Source organism: Snodgrassella sp. B3800 (assembly GCF_026535865.1).
GTDB lineage: Bacteria > Pseudomonadota > Gammaproteobacteria > Burkholderiales > Neisseriaceae > Snodgrassella > Snodgrassella alvi_E.
In genome coordinates, this window is the sequence record NZ_JAFNPH010000008.1 from 1 (window position 1) to 18,850 (window position 18,850).

Annotated in this window: 12 protein-coding genes; 5 read left to right on the forward strand and 7 right to left on the reverse strand. The window is 45.4% G+C overall.

The window, feature by feature from the left end; all coding sequences use genetic code 11:
- Positions 1 to 263: 263 nt before the first annotated feature.
- The gene (gene mutY, locus J3U64_RS09200; protein WP_267409018.1) at positions 264 to 1,334 is read left to right on the forward strand and encodes an A/G-specific adenine glycosylase; all 1,071 of its coding nucleotides are present in this window, start codon (positions 264 to 266) and stop codon (positions 1,332 to 1,334) included.
- 411 nt (positions 1,335 to 1,745) lie between these two features.
- Positions 1,746 to 4,454, forward strand: coding sequence for a magnesium-translocating P-type ATPase (gene mgtA / locus J3U64_RS09205; protein WP_267409019.1), 2,709 nt, complete (start codon positions 1,746 to 1,748; stop codon positions 4,452 to 4,454).
- A gap of 257 nt (positions 4,455 to 4,711) precedes the next feature.
- Here mgtA and J3U64_RS09210 read toward each other — a convergent pair whose 3' ends face one another.
- The 3 genes from J3U64_RS09210 to J3U64_RS09220 all read right to left on the reverse strand — a co-directional run bounded on the left by J3U64_RS09210 (position 4,712) and on the right by J3U64_RS09220 (position 7,395).
- Positions 4,712 to 5,080, reverse strand: a complete 369-nt coding sequence (locus tag J3U64_RS09210) for a nuclear transport factor 2 family protein (RefSeq protein ID WP_267409020.1) — start codon at positions 5,078 to 5,080, stop codon at positions 4,712 to 4,714.
- 169 nt (positions 5,081 to 5,249) lie between these two features.
- Positions 5,250 to 6,512 carry a glycerate kinase type-2 family protein gene (locus tag J3U64_RS09215; protein ID WP_267409022.1) on the reverse strand — a complete coding sequence of 421 codons (1,263 nt, stop codon included), beginning with the start codon at positions 6,510 to 6,512 and terminating at the stop codon, positions 5,250 to 5,252.
- A gap of 25 nt (positions 6,513 to 6,537) precedes the next feature.
- A complete protein-coding gene (locus tag J3U64_RS09220) occupies positions 6,538 to 7,395 on the reverse strand; it encodes a LysR family transcriptional regulator (RefSeq protein WP_100141200.1) in 858 nt (285 codons plus the stop codon).
- Between the two features lie 107 nt (positions 7,396 to 7,502).
- Here J3U64_RS09220 and J3U64_RS09225 point away from each other — a divergent pair, with 107 nt between their 5' ends.
- Positions 7,503 to 7,934 carry a DoxX family protein gene (locus tag J3U64_RS09225; protein WP_267409023.1) on the forward strand — a complete coding sequence of 144 codons (432 nt, stop codon included), beginning with the start codon at positions 7,503 to 7,505 and terminating at the stop codon, positions 7,932 to 7,934.
- 304 nt (positions 7,935 to 8,238) lie between these two features.
- Here J3U64_RS09225 and J3U64_RS09230 read toward each other — a convergent pair whose 3' ends face one another.
- From J3U64_RS09230 to J3U64_RS09240, 3 genes are all read right to left on the reverse strand, one after another.
- Positions 8,239 to 8,673 (reverse strand): hypothetical protein, encoded by a 435-nt coding sequence (locus tag J3U64_RS09230; protein ID WP_267391952.1) that lies wholly within the window; start codon positions 8,671 to 8,673, stop codon positions 8,239 to 8,241.
- Positions 8,674 to 8,784: 111 nt separating this feature from the next.
- Complete coding sequence (locus J3U64_RS09235) at positions 8,785 to 12,678, reverse strand: translocation/assembly module TamB domain-containing protein (protein ID WP_267409024.1); 3,894 nt, start codon at positions 12,676 to 12,678, stop codon at positions 8,785 to 8,787.
- Positions 12,678 to 14,492 (reverse strand): autotransporter assembly complex protein TamA, encoded by a 1,815-nt coding sequence (locus J3U64_RS09240; RefSeq protein ID WP_370389961.1) that lies wholly within the window; start codon positions 14,490 to 14,492, stop codon positions 12,678 to 12,680. The genes J3U64_RS09235 and J3U64_RS09240 overlap by 1 nt, the downstream gene beginning before the upstream one ends.
- Positions 14,493 to 14,873: 381 nt before the next feature.
- Here J3U64_RS09240 and kdsA point away from each other — a divergent pair, with 381 nt between their 5' ends.
- On the forward strand, positions 14,874 to 15,713 hold the full coding sequence (gene kdsA, locus J3U64_RS09245; RefSeq protein ID WP_267409043.1) for a 3-deoxy-8-phosphooctulonate synthase: 840 nt from the start codon (positions 14,874 to 14,876) through the stop codon (positions 15,711 to 15,713).
- A gap of 75 nt (positions 15,714 to 15,788) precedes the next feature.
- Here the strand turns inward: kdsA and J3U64_RS09250 are convergent, their stop codons facing one another.
- Positions 15,789 to 16,355, reverse strand: coding sequence for an adenine phosphoribosyltransferase (locus J3U64_RS09250; protein ID WP_100141203.1), 567 nt, complete (start codon positions 16,353 to 16,355; stop codon positions 15,789 to 15,791).
- 195 nt (positions 16,356 to 16,550) lie between these two features.
- Between J3U64_RS09250 and J3U64_RS09255 the strand changes: the two genes are divergently transcribed.
- The gene (locus J3U64_RS09255) at positions 16,551 to 18,761 is read left to right on the forward strand and encodes a RelA/SpoT family protein (RefSeq protein WP_267409026.1); all 2,211 of its coding nucleotides are present in this window, start codon (positions 16,551 to 16,553) and stop codon (positions 18,759 to 18,761) included.
- Positions 18,762 to 18,850 lie beyond the last annotated feature (89 nt).

Here is an 18,850-nt window from a genome sequence, read left to right on the forward strand (position 1 = left end):
TGTAAAATGCATTGTTAAATTAACGTTTAATTACATTTTATCATGTTTGATATTGTGTATAAATAAGAATGGTGTTGGTATATGGCTGGTTTGCTGTTCTTATGTTGTTTTTTCTTTATTTGTGATGTTGTGGTGGTGAAGGTAAACAATTTACTTTTTCAGGTATGGCTGCTTGTTTTAGGGTTATGGTTACCAGTATTGGTGGTCTAAGGTCTGAGATTGATATTTCATTAATTAATAGATAAATTTTAAGATTTGGTTGTATGCGAAATGAGGAAGTTTTGAAGTCTGAATTTGCTCCGCGGTTGGTGCAATGGCAGCGGCAACATGGCCGGCATGGATTACCGTGGCAGACGCGGGAGCCGTATCGGGTATGGCTCTCGGAAATTATGTTGCAACAGACTCAGGTGGCGACGGTGCTGGATTATTACCCGCGGTTTGTGGCTACTTTTCCCGATGTGCAGGCACTAGCAGCTGCGGAAGAAGATGCGGTGCTGGGTCTATGGCAGGGACTTGGCTATTACAGCCGTGCCCGCAATTTGCACAAAGCTGCGCAACAGGTGGTAAATGAGTTTGGTGGTGTGTTTCCGTCTGAGCGAAAAGAGCTGCAAAGGCTTTGTGGAGTGGGGCGCAGTACTGCAGCAGCAATTGCTGCGTTCTGTTTTAATGCACGGGAAACTATTTTAGATGGCAATGTGAAGCGGGTGTTGTGCCGTTTGTTTGCGTTGGATGGTGATCCGGCCAATAAAGCTTTTGAGGCAAAACTGTGGACAACGGCTGAAGCTCTGCTGCCACAGAATGATGCAGATATGCCGGCTTATACTCAAGGGTTGATGGATTTAGGTGCTACGGTATGTAAACGATTGAAGCCGGTATGTGCTGTTTGCCCGATGAATGATATTTGTCTGGCCCATCTGCAAGGCCGCACGGCTGAGTTGCCACGTAGGAAAGCGGCAGTAGCAGTTAAGGATGTGGCGCTTTACTGGCTAGTATTGCGTAATCGTGCTGGAGCGGTGTTTTTAACTAAGCGGCCGGCTAAAGGGATCTGGGGTGGTTTATGGTGTGTACCCTGTAGCGAGAGTCTGGATGATTTGTATGCACTTGCCTGTGATTTCGGTATACAGGCGGAAGATTTGACTGAAGGCACAGAAATTAAACATCGTCTGACGCACCGGCAGTTGATGATTCTGCCGTTAACAGCTGTGGCTGGTGAGCAAGCGCCGGTATCGGCAAGGATAGCAGGTGAGTGGGTGGCACCAGAAAATCTGGCTGTTTATGGTATTCCTAAACCATTGCACAGCTATCTGAATGCAGTGCAAAACAGTCTGTTTTAATCTGATGGTTTCAGGTTTTCTCTGTAATAAAGGGTGGTCATACTTATTTTTATGTATGTTTGGATTGGGTGAATATACTGTAATGAATTTTGTGTAGTGTGAATAATATTGTTTTTTGTTTTGAATAGCGTAAATTTTGTTGACGCTATCATTGCAAATCCGTATAAACGCTATCTTGCTGAAATATTTCTGTCTTTTAAGTAATTATACGCAAAAGGCATAATGCTTAAGAGATGGATGTTTTAGTATTTGCTGAGCTTAATGCGATGCATTGAGTTTCTGATTATTTAACCGGGAATAAAACAATGGAAGAAGATTCGAGTCGACCGTTTATTTTATTGATACCACAACTGCAACTAGGCCGTTGAGGTTTCCGGGTTAGTCTACAGTATCTACCGACCGGGAAACTGCATGGCCGGTGAGGTACTGTTTATGAAAAAATTAAAAAAAATCATTTCTCAACCAGTGGATATTAAGGCTGTGCTGGAGTCGCGCAACAGTCTTGATGGTACGCTGTCTAATTTACAGACCAGTCTGAGTGGTTTGACCGAGCATGACGTTAAGGAACGGCTGGCCAATTTTGGTCGCAATGATGTGGTGCACGATAAAGCTCCGTCTGCGTTTCTGCAATTGTTGCTGGCATTTAAAAATCCTTTTATCTTCGTCTTGCTGGCGCTGGCTGGTGTAAGCTTTTTTACTGATTATCTGATTCCTTTGCGTCATGGTGAAGAAACCAGTTTAAGTGGCCTTTTTATTATTGTGGTGATGGTGCTGCTGAGTGGTTTGCTGAGCTTTTGGCAAGAATATCGTTCTAATAAGGCTGCGCAGGCGCTGAAATCCATGATCAGTACTACTGCCACGGTATTGCGCCGTAGCCACCGTGATATCAGTACTGAGCAGCTAGAAGTACCGATTAAGGAAGTGGTGCCAGGGGATATTATCTTGCTTTCTGCTGGTGATATGGTACCTGCCGATGTGCGCTTAATTGAGTCTCGCGATTTGTTTATTAGTCAAGCTGTGCTGACAGGTGAATCTATTCCGGTAGAAAAATCCGATACGGTGAATATGCATGGCACGGTGGCAGCCGACAAGCCTGTCTCTGCTAATCCGCTGGATGCAGAAAATATCTGCTTTATGGGAACCAATATTGTCAGTGGTAACGCTAAAGCTGTGGTGGTTGCCACGGGCAGTGATACTTATTTTGGCTCACTGGCTAAATCGATTGTGGGTACACGCAGCCAGACTGCTTTTGACCGCGGTGTAAACAGTGTCAGCCATTTGCTGATTCGTTTTATGCTGATTCTAGTACCGGTGGTGCTGTTGATTAATGGTTTTACCAAAGGTGACTGGGGTGATGCTGCTTTGTTTGCTCTGGCTGTGGCTGTGGGGCTGACACCGGAAATGTTACCGATGATTGTCAGCGCCAATCTGGCCAAGGGGGCGATGGCAATGGCACGGCGTAAAGTGGTGGTGAAGCGTCTGAGTGCCATTCAGAATTTTGGCTCTATGGACGTATTATGTACTGATAAAACCGGTACGTTGACTCAAGATAAAATCATCCTCGAACATTACACTGATATTAACGGTAATAATGATAATGAAGTATTGCAGTTGGCATGGTTGAACAGCTCCTATCAGAGTGGTATGAAAAATCTGATGGATAAGGCCATTGTGCGCTTTGCGCAGGAACCGGAAAACAGCGCAGTGATTAACGATGGTGGTTATCGTAAGATTGATGAGTTGCCGTTTGATTTTGTACGCCGGCGTCTGTCTGTTGTGCTACGTGATGATAAGCAGCGTCATGTGCTGATTTGCAAGGGTGCAGTGGAAGAGATGTTGTCTATTTCCAGCTGTGTGTATGAACAGGGCAAACATCTGACATTGAATGCTGCACGACGTGAACAGTTGCTGGCACTGGCTGAAAGCTACAATAAGGAAGGTTTTCGCGTACTGGCTATTGGTAAAAAGTATATTCCAGAAGGGGAACAGAAGGCACAGTATGCGGTGGCAGATGAAACTGAACTAACTTTATACGGCTTTCTGACTTTCCTTGATCCACCAAAAGACAGTGCGGCACAGGCGATTGCTGCTTTAAGTGAAAATGGCGTAGCGGTGAAAGTGCTGACGGGTGACAATGCTATTGTGACGCGCAAAATCTGTCATGAGGTGGGTATTGAAGCTGGCCAGCCACTACTGGGTAATGAAATAGAAGCTTTGAGTGATGAGGCTCTGAAACCGCTGCTGGAACGGCATACTGTGTTTGCTAAGCTAACGCCGTTGCAGAAGTCGCGTATTATTCGTTTGTTGCAGGAAAATGGGCATACGGTTGGTTTTCTGGGCGATGGTATTAATGATGCGCCGGCTTTGCGTGATGCCGATGTGGGTATTTCTGTGGATACGGCTACTGATATTGCTAAGGAATCTGCGGATATTATTCTGCTGGAAAAAAGTTTGATGGTGCTGGAAGAAGGGGTTATTAAAGGGCGCGAGACCTTCGGCAATATTATTAAATACTTGAATATGACGGCGAGCTCCAATTTCGGTAATGTATTTTCAGTATTGTTTGCCAGTGCTTTCTTACCGTTTCTGCCGATGCTGGCGATTCAATTGCTGATACAGAATCTGCTGTATGATTTTTCTCAGCTTTCCCTGCCATGGGACAAAATGGATGAGGAATTTTTACGCAAACCGCGCAAATGGGATGTTTCTAATATCAGCCGTTTTATGCTGTTTATTGGCCCAATTTCCTCTATTTTTGATATCAGTACGTTTGCGTTGATGTGGTTTGTGTTTCATGCCAATGCACCGGAAGTTCAGAATTTGTTTCATTCTGGCTGGTTTGTGGAAGGTCTGCTCTCACAGACGCTGGTGGTGCATATGCTGCGTACGCGTAAAATACCGTTTGTGCAAAGTACCGCTGCTTTACCGGTATTGTTGATGACAGTGCTGATTATGGCTGTAGGTATTTATATCCCATTTTCACCAATTAGTGGCTGGATTGGTTTGACGCCATTGCCATGGCAATATTTCCCATGGCTGGTGTTGACTCTGGGGTGTTACTGTGTAGTGACGCAGACGGTGAAGCGCTGGTATATTCGCCGTTTCGGGCAATGGTTCTAACTATCGGTGTGAATAAGAGCGAGTGAATAACTCGCTCTTTTATTTAGTTGCTATTGGAAAAATCGCTGGCTAAGTTTGCCATCCATTTGGCGATGCAGTGTGCATAAAAGTGAATTCAGAAAAAATTAGATTGCTAAGGTCTGGAGAATTTAGTGTATACACAGGTATGTGGTTTTTGCTTTTAGTATTTATCTAACTTTTTAGGCCATACTATTTCATACAGTATGGCCTGATGGATTAGCGGCAGGTGTTAATAATTAAAAAACACTGTTGCCGTTGACCGATTTTATTTTTTCGATATTTTCTTCTATTACGTCCCAGTGTTCGGCTATCTGGCCGTTTTCTAACCGGTAAATATCACAGGTTTTGCTTTGATGACCTTGTTCATCAGTGGTTTTATAGAATACATATACCATTTCGCCATCGGCGCTGATGTTTTTGGTGTCATATTGCAGTTTTTGCTGCAACAAGGTATGTAGAAATTTGACGAAGCCTTCACGGCCATTTGCTACTTCCGGGTTGTGCTGAATGTAGTCTTCTTTGACAAATTTATTTATGTCGGATAAATCACCATTTACGAATACCTGTTGGTGAAACGCTGTGACAATTTCTTTATTGGTTTGCATCATTTACTCCAGAAAAATTCGGCATATACCGATAATTCATTGTAGCGAGTAATTTTTTATATAAATAACTGATTTATAATAATTAACTTTTTGTATTGCTAGATTGATTATTAATTAATTATTATTAAATCGATGCTGGAGCGGGCTAAATTTTGTCTGGATTTATTTTTTAGAGTATGAGTATGGCGCGGAAGTCGTTGATGTTGGTGCGGGTAGGGGTAGTAATCAGTAATTGTTTGGTGGCGGCAAAAAAATCATAAGCTCGGTGCTGTTGCAACAATTCATTGGGATTGAGGCCGATTTTTCGCGCATGGTGCAGACTCTCAGGAGTGAACCATGCGCCGGCATTGTCCTCGCTGCCATCAATTCCATCGGTATCAGCGGCCAATGCGTAGATACCGGAGGCGCCATTCAGTGCAATAGCCAGTGCAAGCAGGAATTCGCTGTTGCGTCCGCCGCGTCCTTGATGTTTGAGGGTTACAGTGGTTTCTCCGCCACTGAGAATTAACAGCGGTTTTCTATGTGGCTGCTGGTGATGATACTGGGCAATGCCGGCCATTACCTGAGCTACTTCGCGTGCTTCACCGCCTATGCGGTCGCCCAGATAGAGTACGTCGATACCCTGATTCTGTGCCTGTTTTTGTGCTGCGCTAAATGCCTGATGCGGGGTGATGATGATATGAGCGCTACTGTTGTCCAGCTTTTTGGGGGTTTCTGCTGTGGGTGAATTTAGATAGGTGGCTACGCTTGGCGGCAGTTCGAGCTGATATTGGGTGACGATTTGTTTTATGTCGGCAACTGTGGTGGGATCGGCTACGGCGGCACCAGAGCCGATGGTGCTGATGTCGTCGCCAACCACATCGGAAATAGCCAGTGTGGTGATGTGAGCTGGTGCGGCAGCTTCTGCAAGGCGCCCGCCCTTTATGCGTGACAGATGTTTGCGCAGGGTATTCATGGCTTCGATAGGAACGCCGTGAGTAAGCAGTTGGTGGTTAATGTTTTGTTTGTCTTTCAGTGAGATACCGGCAATCGGTAATGTGGTCAACGCGGAAGCACCACCTGATACTAAATAATAGACCTGATCTTTTGCGTTTAGTCCGCTTACAGCTTGCAGTAATGCTTCGGCAGCCGCTTGCCCAGCGGAATCCGGTAGAGGGTGGCTGGCTTCCAGTACTCGAATGTGTTTGGTAGGTACACTATGGCCATAACGGGTTACAACCACTCCGGATAGGGGTGGATAGTTTTCTGGCCATATTCTTTCCCATTCGGCAGCCATGGCGGCGGCAGCTTTGCCGGCACCGACTACTATTACTTTGCCTGTAGGTTTTTGTGCTGGTAGCCATGCTTTCATTTTATTTATTGGGCTGGCTTCTTGGATGGTGTACTGAAATAGCTGCTGTAGAAAGCTGATGGCCTGGTCGTTTTTAATCATATTGTTTCCCCTTTGTATGTAAATGTCAGTGGTTTTTTTCATTTGCAAATTTCTGTGCCAGAAAATCGATAAAGCTGCGTACTTTGGCACTGAGAAATTCGCGATTCATGTAGGCGGCATACAGGGTGTGGCTTTCAGGGCAGGCAATGTGATCAATGGTTTGAAGGCGCTGATTTTCGATGTCTTCTTTAACCATCCACTCAGGTAAATAGGCTAGTCCCATATGATTGAGTGCCATTTGATGGATGAGCAGGGCACTGTTGCTTGTACAAGCCGGTATCAGAGGGAGATCGAGATGTACGTATTGGGGAAGTAGCCCATAGTGCTGTTTGAGGTCGGCCATGGTATGTGGCGTACCATATTTTTTCAGGTATTGCGGGCTGGCAACCCATAGGAAATCGATTTTGGTGATAGGTTTGACGATTAGATTAGGTTCAGGATTATTGGTTACTCGCAGTGCAAGGTCTATTCCTTCGGCTACTAAATCAGCGCGGCGGCTGTCGAGATTAATAGACAGGCTGACTTCGGGATATTGGCGCCGATATTCTGCTAGCAGTTCTCCGAAATGGCGAGAGGCACACCAGTTCGGAGCGGTGATTTTAAGTAGCCCCTGAGGTTTGATGGTGCCAGCCTGTGCGATGTGTTTTGCTTCGGAAAGGGTATCTAGTGCTTCTACACAACGATGATAGTATTCTTGACCGGCTTCGGTGAGGCTGATACGGCGGCTGGTGCGGTTGAGCAGTTTGGCCTGGATGCTTTTTTCAAGATGATGTAAGTGCTTACTCGCCATGGCTGTGGAAATATCCATGAATTCAGCCGCTTTGGTAAAGCTGCCGAGTTCGACGACATAGCGAAATACCCACATGCTTTGTAAGGTGTCCATTTAGTTTCTTTACAGGAAATAATTATTCTATAAAAATGATATCGTTTCTCAATGGTAAATTCAATACACTGTCGTTATCTTTTCAATAAATGAGTAATGGAGTGGCCATGATTAATACGAAAACAATTGATACTGATTTCAATGGTTATGCTTTGACTGTGTTGCGTCTGGTTACGGCTTTTTTATATATTCAGCATGCTACAGCAAAATTTTGGCAGTGGCCGTTATCCATGACTGACGGTCATGGGTCTGTGGCACTGTTTTCGCTGATGGGAGCGGCCGGTGTTCTGGAATTAACGGGCAGTGTTTTGTTGCTATTGGGTTTGTTTGTGAGGCCAGCTGCTTTTGTTCTGAGTGGACAGATGGCGGTAGCTTATTTGTTTTTTCATACGCGGTCTGCTGGTTTGCATACTTTACTTACTCCTCAGTTAAATAATGGGGAGCAGGCAGTATTATATTGTTTTATTTTTTTGTTTCTCTTTATGGCTGGTGGCGGGCGACTGGCGCTAGATAACCGGGTTAAATCAATTTTAAAGTAGGCGGCTTTTTGACTATCTGGCTATGATTGGTTCATAAATATTCTGTTTGGCTAGTAGGTTTGGCTTAGACAGAATATTTAATTAGACAGAATATTTAACTAGTATATAAATACGTAATTATGAACTATGGTGATTTTTGTAAATATTTGAGATAATTTTATATTTCAATAGGATATTTTATTTAATCTTGCTCTTGCTTATAGAGTGGCTTTTAAAAATTTAATATTTTAGTGATCTGGGATTAAAGTTTTTTCATACTGGTGTTTACTGAGGCTTAGTGTCTATATTTGAATGTTTGTAGAAACTAATTATGTTTTTGTTTGTTTTCCCTGTATACAGATGCAGTGCAGCAACTCAATAAAATTGCGCTAACAAAATACACCCAAAAATTTATTTTAGTTAGATTGTTGTCTTTAATATCTGCAATTTCAGGAGAATATCTATTATAAAGAATTTTGATTTTCTCTCCTTCGTGAACATTTATCCCGGTTGTAATATCTTTGCTAATAACAACGTTATTGTTTTTATCGAGATATTTGGCTGTTAATTCATAATAATCTGTCCCCTTTTTTTGATATTTATAAACGGTTTCTACAGTGGCTGAGGTTTCTATGCCATGTATATGAACTCTGTAATAATAAGTAGCATAATATATGGCTAGTATACTCAACATAGCGCTTATTAAGGTCCCAATCCAAAAATTTTTATCTTGATTATGTAAATCTAGTTTCTTTAACATATTTAAAGGTTATATTAATAATATACTATAATTTTTGATGGATACAGCAGTTCGATGCTAAATAAGCAGATTAATTTTCGACATAAATTTAACTTTAATTTAAGTTAATAATTAATCAAAACGTCGTGTATATCGGATTTCGCCACCTGCAGAGCCTGTTCCTACACGTATGATGCTTTGCAGAGCTCGGCTGATCTGATAGGTAATGCTAACTGTTTGCGTAGCACTTTCGATTCCGTAAAGGTAACTAATATACAGGTTGTTGGAAAGATGTTTGCCAATGGTAATGGCTTGTTCGGCCGGATTCATTTCGCCTGTTTGGCTATTGCGGGTTTGCTGGCTGGTTAGGCCAATTTCATCCAGCAGGCCAAGTTTATCGTTGAGACCGCCGGCCAGCCATGCGCTGGCAGCTGCGGCAATGGCCGCTTCATCGCCGGCGCTGCCGCTGCTGGGACGGTTGAGTATCAGCCATGACAGTTTGTCTTTTTCGCTCATGGCTTCGTTGGCGATAAGGTTGATACGTGGGCTGTCGAGGCGACCCAGTGCTTCAACTCCTGCTCCCACCTGAGAATATCGGCGTTTGGCACGGATTTTCAGGTTGGGGTTGTCCATCGGACCGACGAAGGAAATGGTACTGCCATGCTGAATGACCAGATCTTGTCCGTAGGCTTTATACTGTCCGCGCACGACATTCACAGTGCCGACAATCTGGATGGTGCTTCCGGGATTGGCGCTGGCGTTGAGCTGACCACCTAATAAAACATCTAATCCTTCGCCGCTGAATCTGAAGGCATTGTTCATATCTAAATCCAGATTGAGACGGATGGGTGTGGCGCGCTGCTGTTCGGTGGTTTTTTCACGGCCTAGAACAACTACGTCGTCATCTAGTTGTGGCATGCCGGATTTCTGCATGCCGAATAAACCTTTGTCTACTTTGAGTTTGCCATTCAGGACGATGCCATGGGCGATGGTATACAGCAGCTGCGTATTGCCGCTGAGGGTAAGACGGCGGTTTATCTGGTCAAAGATGTTGTAGTGGTCAAAATGGGCGGTGACGTTAATGTCTGGAGTAAGTTTGGTCATGTCAACGACACCACTGAGTTTGATAGTACCGTCGCGGCGGGCGAAGGTGAGGCTGTCTATAAGCCAGCGACGACCCTGAAAATGACTTCTAAGACTGCCATTTTCGAGAATAGTGCCATTAGACTGATCACGATAATAAAGGTTGTTGCCGATGAGTGTGCCGTTTAGTAATGGTTCGTTCAGATGGCCGCTGATGGTTGCGTTGGTGTGCATGCTACCATTGAGTTGCATGCCAATGGGCAGTAGATTGCGTACGCTGCTGAGATCAGGACTGTCTATTTTAATATGGCCGCTGATGGGCGCATTACTAATTTGTCCGTTGGCGGCAGGGGTAATGATGAGTAGGGCATCGGTGGTGCCATAGCGGGTGAGGCCGCTGAGGTGGTTATCGATGTGACCATTCTGGAAACGGGTATCGAGTCGGACATTTTGCAGACCCAGTTTCTGCTGGTGCTGCGGTAGAATGATATCGCCGCCCTGCTGATACAGTTTCAGATAGCCCTGCATGTTACGGCTATAGCTGAAATTCCAGTCGCCACCAATTATCAGGTTTTGTTCGACGGGCAATTCGACGATGCTATGTAACTCGCGCAAAGCGAGATTGCTGGCTGTGCCGCGGGTAATCAGCCCTTTGTTTTTGTCCCAATTGAGGTTGCTGAGGCTGAGGCTGCCACCCAGTGCTGCCCAACGTGCGTTCTGCATATTGACGCGTTCAGCTCCGGCTTCAAGTTGAATGGGGCTGAGCAGTTTGAGATTGAGGGCACCGTTGATATCTAGTGTGTTGACACGGCCTCGCCACTGATAATTCTTATCCATTCCGCCATGGGCATTAATGCTCAAATGATAGGATTTGCCATCGAGTGACAGACTGCTGTTGCCTAGTAGCTGATGCTGGTTGCCGCGGCCGTTAATTTTGATGTCGGTGTTGTTGATTATAGTTGGTTTGCTGCCGTTGCCACCGGCTATGTATATGTGGTCTGCAGCCATGTTTAGCTGTAATGGCTGGGTAATATCGGGAGAACCAATAATTTTGAAATCCAGCTGGCTGATGTTAAGCAGTTTTGCGATTTGTAGGTTACGGGCTGCACCGCTAAGGTTGGCGGTAATTTTTTTCGGTTCACCGGCAATAAAGCCTTTGGTGTTGAGTAGTCCTTTGAGGCCGAATCCAAAAAGACCGATATCAGGAGCGTTGATATCGAGATTGAGTTTATCGCCGGTTTTGCCGAAGCTGCCATTGGTGAGTATACGGTTGCGGCCAGCGTTGAGATTGATGTTGGCTTGTTCCAGATGCTGGTTGCGATAGCGGATTATGGCTTTGCCGGAAAGTGCTGCACCGGAGAGTATGCTGTTGTGCCACAGCATGTCTGCTTTAATGGCCGGTTGTTGTGCCAGCTGACCGCTGACGTTGATATGGCCGTTGATGCTGCCGGCAGGAAAGCTGGAGTTGACTTTGGACGGGTTGAAATTATTGCTGTTTATAGCCAGTTGCAGGGCTTGATTTTGATACAGTGCTAGGCTGCCTTTGGCACTAAAGCTACCACCTTTATTCGGGGTGAGGTTCAGTTTGTCGAGTATCAAGGTCTGTTGATGTTTTTGTTCATCGGTAATGATTTGAATGGAACCATCGCTGCTGCCTTTTTCGCTGGACAGCAGCCATTGGGTGTTTAAGCCGTTGAAGCTGCCAGATACGCGGATGTGTCCATTGAGCGAACCAGGCAATGGTGTAGTCAAGGCGTCATCTGCATAGATTCGTAACAACTGGCTATTGATGTCCAGCTGTTTAGCAGCGCTGTCTATGCTGCCGCGGGTGATGATTTGCCCTTGCCGAAGCAGGCGTGTGGTCAGGGCAGGTAACTGAAGCTTGCCATTACTGTCGATGTTGATATCGCCTTCAATACTGCGGATAGGTAAACCGGAGCTTTTAGCATCATTAAAGGCACGTGGCTGTTCGTTACCTAGTTTGATGTGGCCGGCCAGTTGGTTCTGGCTGTTTTTAACGGGAGTGAGGTCTAAGTTGAGATTAAGATCAGCAAAAGGAAGGCTGCTGCTAAAGGCAGCAGGATTGATATGGCGGCTTTGTAGGTTGAAGCTGACTATTTTGCGGTTGAGCTGTAAGGCGTAAGGTCTGAGAATGGCATGAGTGCGAAAATGGATATCTCCGCCATCCAGACGGGCAAATAGGTCGGGCTGTGCTAGGCTGCCTTTAATCAAGGCGGCACTTTCTACAGCGGTTTTATCAAGCGTGCCGTTGCCATTTAGTTGACCGTTCAGTGCAAACGGTGTTTGAGTGGCAATGGCAATATTGCCTTGAAGGTTCTGCCATGGAGTATTCAGTTGATTGAGGACAAGCTGATGCTTGCGATAATCATATGTATAGCTGGCCTGACTATTGAGCAAAACCGGAGTCTGTTTTTTGCCGAGGGTGAAGCTGCCAAGCTGGATGCTATCAATTTGAATTTGTAAAGGCAGATTGATGCTATTAGGCAGTGTGGGAACTGGTTTCGGTGTGGGGACGCTGTGGTCGGTGTAGTTGATTTTGCCAATATCCAGCAGCTGCACATGAAATCGTCGTTGCCATAATTCGCGGTTGTTCCAGTTTAGCTGGAGTTTATCAATAGTTAAATCAAAATCGCGATGGCTGACATGGATGTCTGAACCGGCAAAGCCTTGCCAAATTGTGCCGTTCAGTTTTTGGGTGCTGATGTGTACACCAAACCATTTAGGTACGGTATGAACACTGAAGCGAAGACCGGATTCGGTGCCGGCCAGCCAGCACATTAAGGCGATGATGATGATTATGAGGCCAAGCAGGGTGAATAGGCTGGCTTTTAGCCAGCTTTTCCAACGTGGTCTCCGCGGTGGCTGTGGAGTGGTTGCGGGTTTGGCTGAAGTTTCGCCTGAGTGAAGTATTGTTTCAGCCATTAGAATTTTGTTCCCAAACTGATAGACCAGCGCCATTTTTTATCATGATGGCCGTAGGCGATATCGAAGGCAAAGGGGGCGACGGGGCTAAACCAGCGTACGCCTAAACCAGAGCCATGACGCCATTGCATGTCGCTGAAATTTTTGGACACTGAACCGGCATCGTGAAATAGAGCCAGAGCAAAATCTTTGTACACCGGAATTTGGTATTCCACGCTGGCTACGGCCAGTGTACGGTTGGGTAATACGGAATTATGTGAGCTTTTGATACCAATGCTATCGAGCTCATAGCCTCTAACGCTGCCGGCACCACCGGCACGAAACATGAGAATGGAAGGGACATTGACTGCATCACCGGTATGCACATAGCCAATTTGACTGCGTAGCACCCAGGTGCCGTATTTTTTGTTTTCCGGTGTGTAGTAATAGCCACCGCTGGCCGTTACCCGCTGCATGGAAGCGGATGCCAATAGTTTTCCCAGTGTTGTGCCGATTTTTCCTTCCAGATAATAGCCATTGGCTGGCCTTAGCTGGGTCTGAATATTCTGACGTTTCCAAGAAGCGGTCAGCATAGTGGCATAGCTATGACCAAGCTCAGGACCATCTTCGATTTTGCTGCTTTCAGTAATATATTCAACGCCAATACGGGAGTCAATGCCGTTGCGGTCTCGTACTTTCCAGATGCCGCTAGACAGGGCACGGCTTTCCAGATGCTGTACGGTAGAATAAGTATAGTTGAGATTACTGGTCCAGTAATGGCCACGGCTGTTGCGCGGCTGGCTCAGGCCAAAACCAAAGGTGGTTTCGTAGCGGTCGGTATCTAGCAAGGTGGAGCCGACAAAGCCTTTATGGAACACATTGTAATGGTCATAGCCACCGCGGAATCCGGGACCATTTTTGGTGTCGTAACGTAAACCAAAGGTCAGTTTCTGACGACGCATTTCGCTTACTTTTACCAGTACAGGTACATGGTCATTTACCATGTGGTCGAAATCGGCACTGACGACGGCATTGCCATAATGGCTGTCTTGTTCCAACGCTTGTTGATAATCAAGCAGTTTGTCCAGATCATAAGGTGATCCGGGGCCGAAACCGGCCATTCCGGTAACAATAGACACCGGATAGCGCTCGTTGCCGCTTACCTGTATATCGCCGAAATAGATAGGCTGTTTGCTGTCTACAGTAAGTGAAAGGTCAGCCAAATTTTTTTGCGGATCAATAGCGGCGCGGCTGGCACTGATGGTGGCCAATGGATATTTTTTACGCACGATGGCGGAGAGTACCGAAGATTTGCTGGCTGACCAGTTGCTCTGAGTAAAAGGGTCACCAACTGGTAGTACCCAGTTGTCAACGGCGCTTTTGTAGTAATTGGTCAGGTCGTCATCTGCTGTAACGTTGCCGCTCAACGAAATATTGACATTTTCAATTTGAGTACGGGGGCCAGAGTCGATATGTATCAGATAGCCATCTCTTTGTTTTTCGAGATTGACTTTTGCATTGAAATATCCCTCTGTTTCAAGCATGGTCTGCGTTTGCTGAGGTGCTTCCTCCGCCAAGAATCCAAGCTGCTCATCATCAAGGTCTTCGATCAATTGCTGAGTAATCAGTGGCAGATGGTCTGTAATTAATTTTTGCAGCGCAGAATTATTGACATCAATAGTGACAGGTACCCGCGGAGTTTTCGGCGGTTGATGCTTGTGTTCTTCGCGATACTGGTGTGGATGCAGTAATCGGTGCAGTAAGCCGGTTTTCGGTGGTGGAATGTCGTCTTCTATATCATCGCTGTCTGCTGGCAGACTGGCCGCCCATACCATTGAGGTAAGGGTGGTGAGCAATATACTCTGTAGCAGCCCGTGCAGGCGTTTCTGCGAGATATATATCAAGATTAATCCTGTAGGGTTATGTTTAGTGCGGCGTTTTCTAAAGATAAAAGGTATGTCGGGTGATTACTGGCCGGTTATTTTAGCTATTGTAGCGCGAAAATAGTAGTCAAACCTATACTGAAAACGGTGGTGATGTTATGAAAACGTAAAATTAACATTATTTTTGTATTTTAATTTTGAATTCAGTTAATGATTATCGCGGTTAATGAGATTTGGACGCTGAGCAAACTATTTTGTAGAATGCGGGTTTATGTTGGTCTGGGCACTGATGTCCACGTACCGGAACCTGAGTGAGGATTGATTGTGACCAAGATTGTTCATGTTGGTAATATTTCAGTAGCCAATGATTTGCCACTGGTGCTGTTTGGTGGCCTGAATGTACTAGAAAATCTGGATCTGACTTTACGTACTTGTGCGCATTATGTTGAAGTAACTCGGAAACTGGGCATTCCGCTGGTGTTCAAGGCATCATTTGATAAAGCCAATCGTTCTTCGATTCATTCCTACCGTGGTGTGGGTTTGGATGAAGGTATGAAAATTTTTACCGCGGTAAAACAAGAATTTGGTGTACCAGTAATTACGGATGTACATGAACCGTATCAGGCTGCACCGGTAGCAGAAGTGGCAGATGTTTTGCAGTTGCCGGCATTTCTTGCTCGCCAGACTGATTTGGTGGTGGCACTGGCGCAGACGGGTAAAGTGGTGAATATCAAAAAGCCGCAGTTTTTGAGTCCGCACCAGATGAAGAATATTGTTGATAAATTCTACGAAGCGGGCAATCAGCAGCTGATCCTGTGTGAACGAGGCAGCAACTTCGGTTATGACAATCTGGTGGTAGATATGCTTGGCTTTGGGGTGATGAAAAAAATCTGTGCCGATTTGCCGATTATATTTGATGTTACCCATGCGTTGCAGCAACGGCAGGCAGATGCAGCTGCTTCTGGTGGTCGTCGCAGTCAAGTGCTGGATTTGGCTCTGGCCGGTATGGCCACACGGCTGGCTGGATTATTTCTTGAAGCTCATCCTGATCCAGATAAAGCACGTTGTGATGGTCCGAGTGCCTTGCCGCTAGACATGCTGGAACCATTTTTGGCTCAGGTTAAAGCGGTGGATGAATTAGTAAAAACTATGCCTGTACTTGAGATTAACTGATTGATCATATATCAATAAAAAAGCAGAGATATTTATCTCTGCTTTTTTGCATCTCAGTAAAACTGGCTTAAAAATTTATTGCTCCACAGAACCTGAATTCTGATACAGGGTAAATAGAGGAACACCCTCATTGCGGATTCTCTTTCCACCAGGTAAATCAGTGAATTCGATTATGGCTGCAGCCTCAACAACTTCTGCACCTAGTTTGCGAATGAGTTTGGCACCTGCAGTCATGGTGCCGCCGGTAGCTACCAGATCATCAACCAGCAGTACTCGAGTACCGGGTTTTACAGCATCTGTATGCATTTCGATAGTAGCATGACCGTATTCCAGCTCATAACTTTCAGCAATCGTTGTGAAAGGTAATTTGCCTTTTTTTCTGATGGGAACAAACCCAACATTAAGCTGGTAAGCTAATGCTGCACCGATAATAAATCCTCGTGCATCCAGACCGGCTACTACATCAATTTTCTGATCCATATAACGATAGACCATTAAATCAACCAGTAGGCGGAAATACTGCGGACTTTGCAATACCGGTGTAATGTCATGAAATAAAATTCCTTCCTGCGGCCAGTTTGGAATTTTGCGAATTTTTGCAGCCAGCGCTTCAACACCTATGACTTCAGGGTGAGTCTGCATTATAAATCCTTTAAAAATAAAGACTATATGCGAAAGCTATAAACGCAGGACGAGCGAGGTTATCTGCATATAGTGTATGCGAAAGGTGCGCATAATATCACTATTCGAGTTTTTCTACAGCCCATACTGAAGCAGAAACTTGTGGCTTTTGGTACAATTGCCAGCATAATTTACACAAATCAACAGGTTGATAACATGGTTAGCACGCCTGATACTCTTCTCGCCACACCCGCCCATGCGCCATGTGTTTGGTTGGATGAATATATTGCCACTTTGCCTCCAGCTATGGCGACAATGCTACGGCATGCTCAGGCTTTGATGGATAGTGGGTATCCGCAGAATGCAGTTACCTTTTGTGGCGAAAACTTGTGCAGCAATCTGATGATAGCCGCCAAAAGCGTAGCGGATATGGATTTAATGGCCGATGCAGTGGTCGCTACTTTACTGAGTTGCCTGCCCAACTACGTGACTGACTGGAAAACCATCGTAAAAGAGCAGTGTGGTGAGAGTGTAATGCAACTGGTGGCTGGTTTGTATCAGGTGCAGAAGCTAACCTATTTTGTCAGTATCAGCCCGCTGGCTACAACGGAAGAGCGCCAGCAGCAGGCAGAAGCCATGCGCCAGATGCTGCTTGCAATGGTATCTGATATTCGCGTGGTGCTGATTAAGCTGGCAATGCGTGCGCAGACCATGAATTATCTGAGCAAGGTAACCGATGAAGCGTTGAAAAAGGCTGTGGCCAAGGAGACCATGACCGTATTTGCTCCACTGGCCAATCGGCTTGGTGTATGGCAACTGAAATGGCAGCTTGAGGATTTAAGTTTCCGTTATCAGAATCCAGACGAATACAAAAAAATTGCACGTTTGCTAGATGAAAAGCGCACTGAGCGGCTGGATTATATTGAGCACTTTGTAGATACCCTTAAACAACAGCTTAGTCGCCTGAATATGCATTTTGAAGTAGCGGGTCGGCCGAAACATATCTATTCTATTTACCGCAAAATGGTAAAGAAGAAACTAAGTTTTGACGGATTGTATGATATTCGTGCTGTGCGTATTTTAGTCGATACTGTAGCCGACTGTTATGCAACGCTGGGTATCGTACACAGCCTGTGGCAGCCTATTCCGGGCGAGTTTGACGATTATATTGCCCATCCCAAACCCAATGATTATCAGAGCCTGCATACTGTTGTGGTGGGGCCGGAAGACAAAGGGGTGGAAATCCAGATACGTACTTTTGATATGCACCGCTATGCCGAATTCGGCGTGGCTGCACACTGGCGGTATAAAGAGGGTGGTAAAGGCAATGAGGCTTACGAGCACAAAATTGCCTGGCTGCGTCAGCTACTTGATTGGCGTGAAAATTTAGCCGAAAACGGCAACGATCGTGAAGACTTGTCTCGTGCATTTCAGACAGAACTCTTTAACGATACCATTTATGTGCTGTCGCCGCATGGCAAAGTATTTTCTTTACCAGCCGGTGCTACCCCGATTGATTTTGCCTATGCTTTGCATACCGACATCGGTAACCGCTGCCGAGGCGCAAAAGTGGACGGACAGATTGTGCCTTTATCCACACCGCTTGAAAATGGCCAACGCGTGGAAATCATCACTGCACGTGAAGGTAAGCCCTCTGTAAACTGGTTGCATGACGGATGGGTGAAGAGCAATAAAGCTATTAGCAAAATCAGGGCGTTTATCCGTCAGCAGAATGGAGAATCGATACGAGAATCCGGTCGTACAGCACTGGAAAAGCAGCTGGTTAAACTACAGGTACAGCCTAACACGCATAAATTGGCGGAAGCGCTTGGATTTAGCAGTGTAGATGATTTATATCTGGCTATGGGGCATGGAGAGGTATCCGGCCGCATGATTCAGAAAGCGGTTGATACCATGATGGAAAAACCGGAAACACCGGTTACAGAAAACCATCTGGTCAAACGCAGTAAAATTAAAAACAATTTCGGTGGTGTGCTGGTGGATGGTGAGGCTGGTCTCTATACCACGCTCGCCAAATGCTGCAAACCAGCCTTTGGAGATGACATTATTGGTTTCGTGACTCGTGAACGAGGTATCTCCATTCATCGCAGTAACTGCTCTTCATTTCAGTATCTGGCGCAAATTTCACCTGATAAGGTATTACCTGCTTCTTGGGCCAATGATTCAGCTAATCAGGTCTTTGCTATCGATATTGAAATTCGTGCACGTGATCGCAGTGGGCTACTGCGTGATATTTCAGAAACACTGGCACGGAACCGTCTTAATGTTACCGCTGTACAAACCCTTTCACGTGATCTTGAAGCTCAGTTGCGTTTTACTGTTGAAGTACATCAGGTAAATGATTTACCGCGCGTGTTGAGCAGTTTAAGTGATGTCAAAGGCGTATTATCGGTAACACGCTTGTAAAGTAAAGATTAGAATTTAGAAAAGTTGCAGGATTATTGAAAAACCACGAACCATACCAAGTGGTTCGTGGAAGAAAAATAATTGTTTTT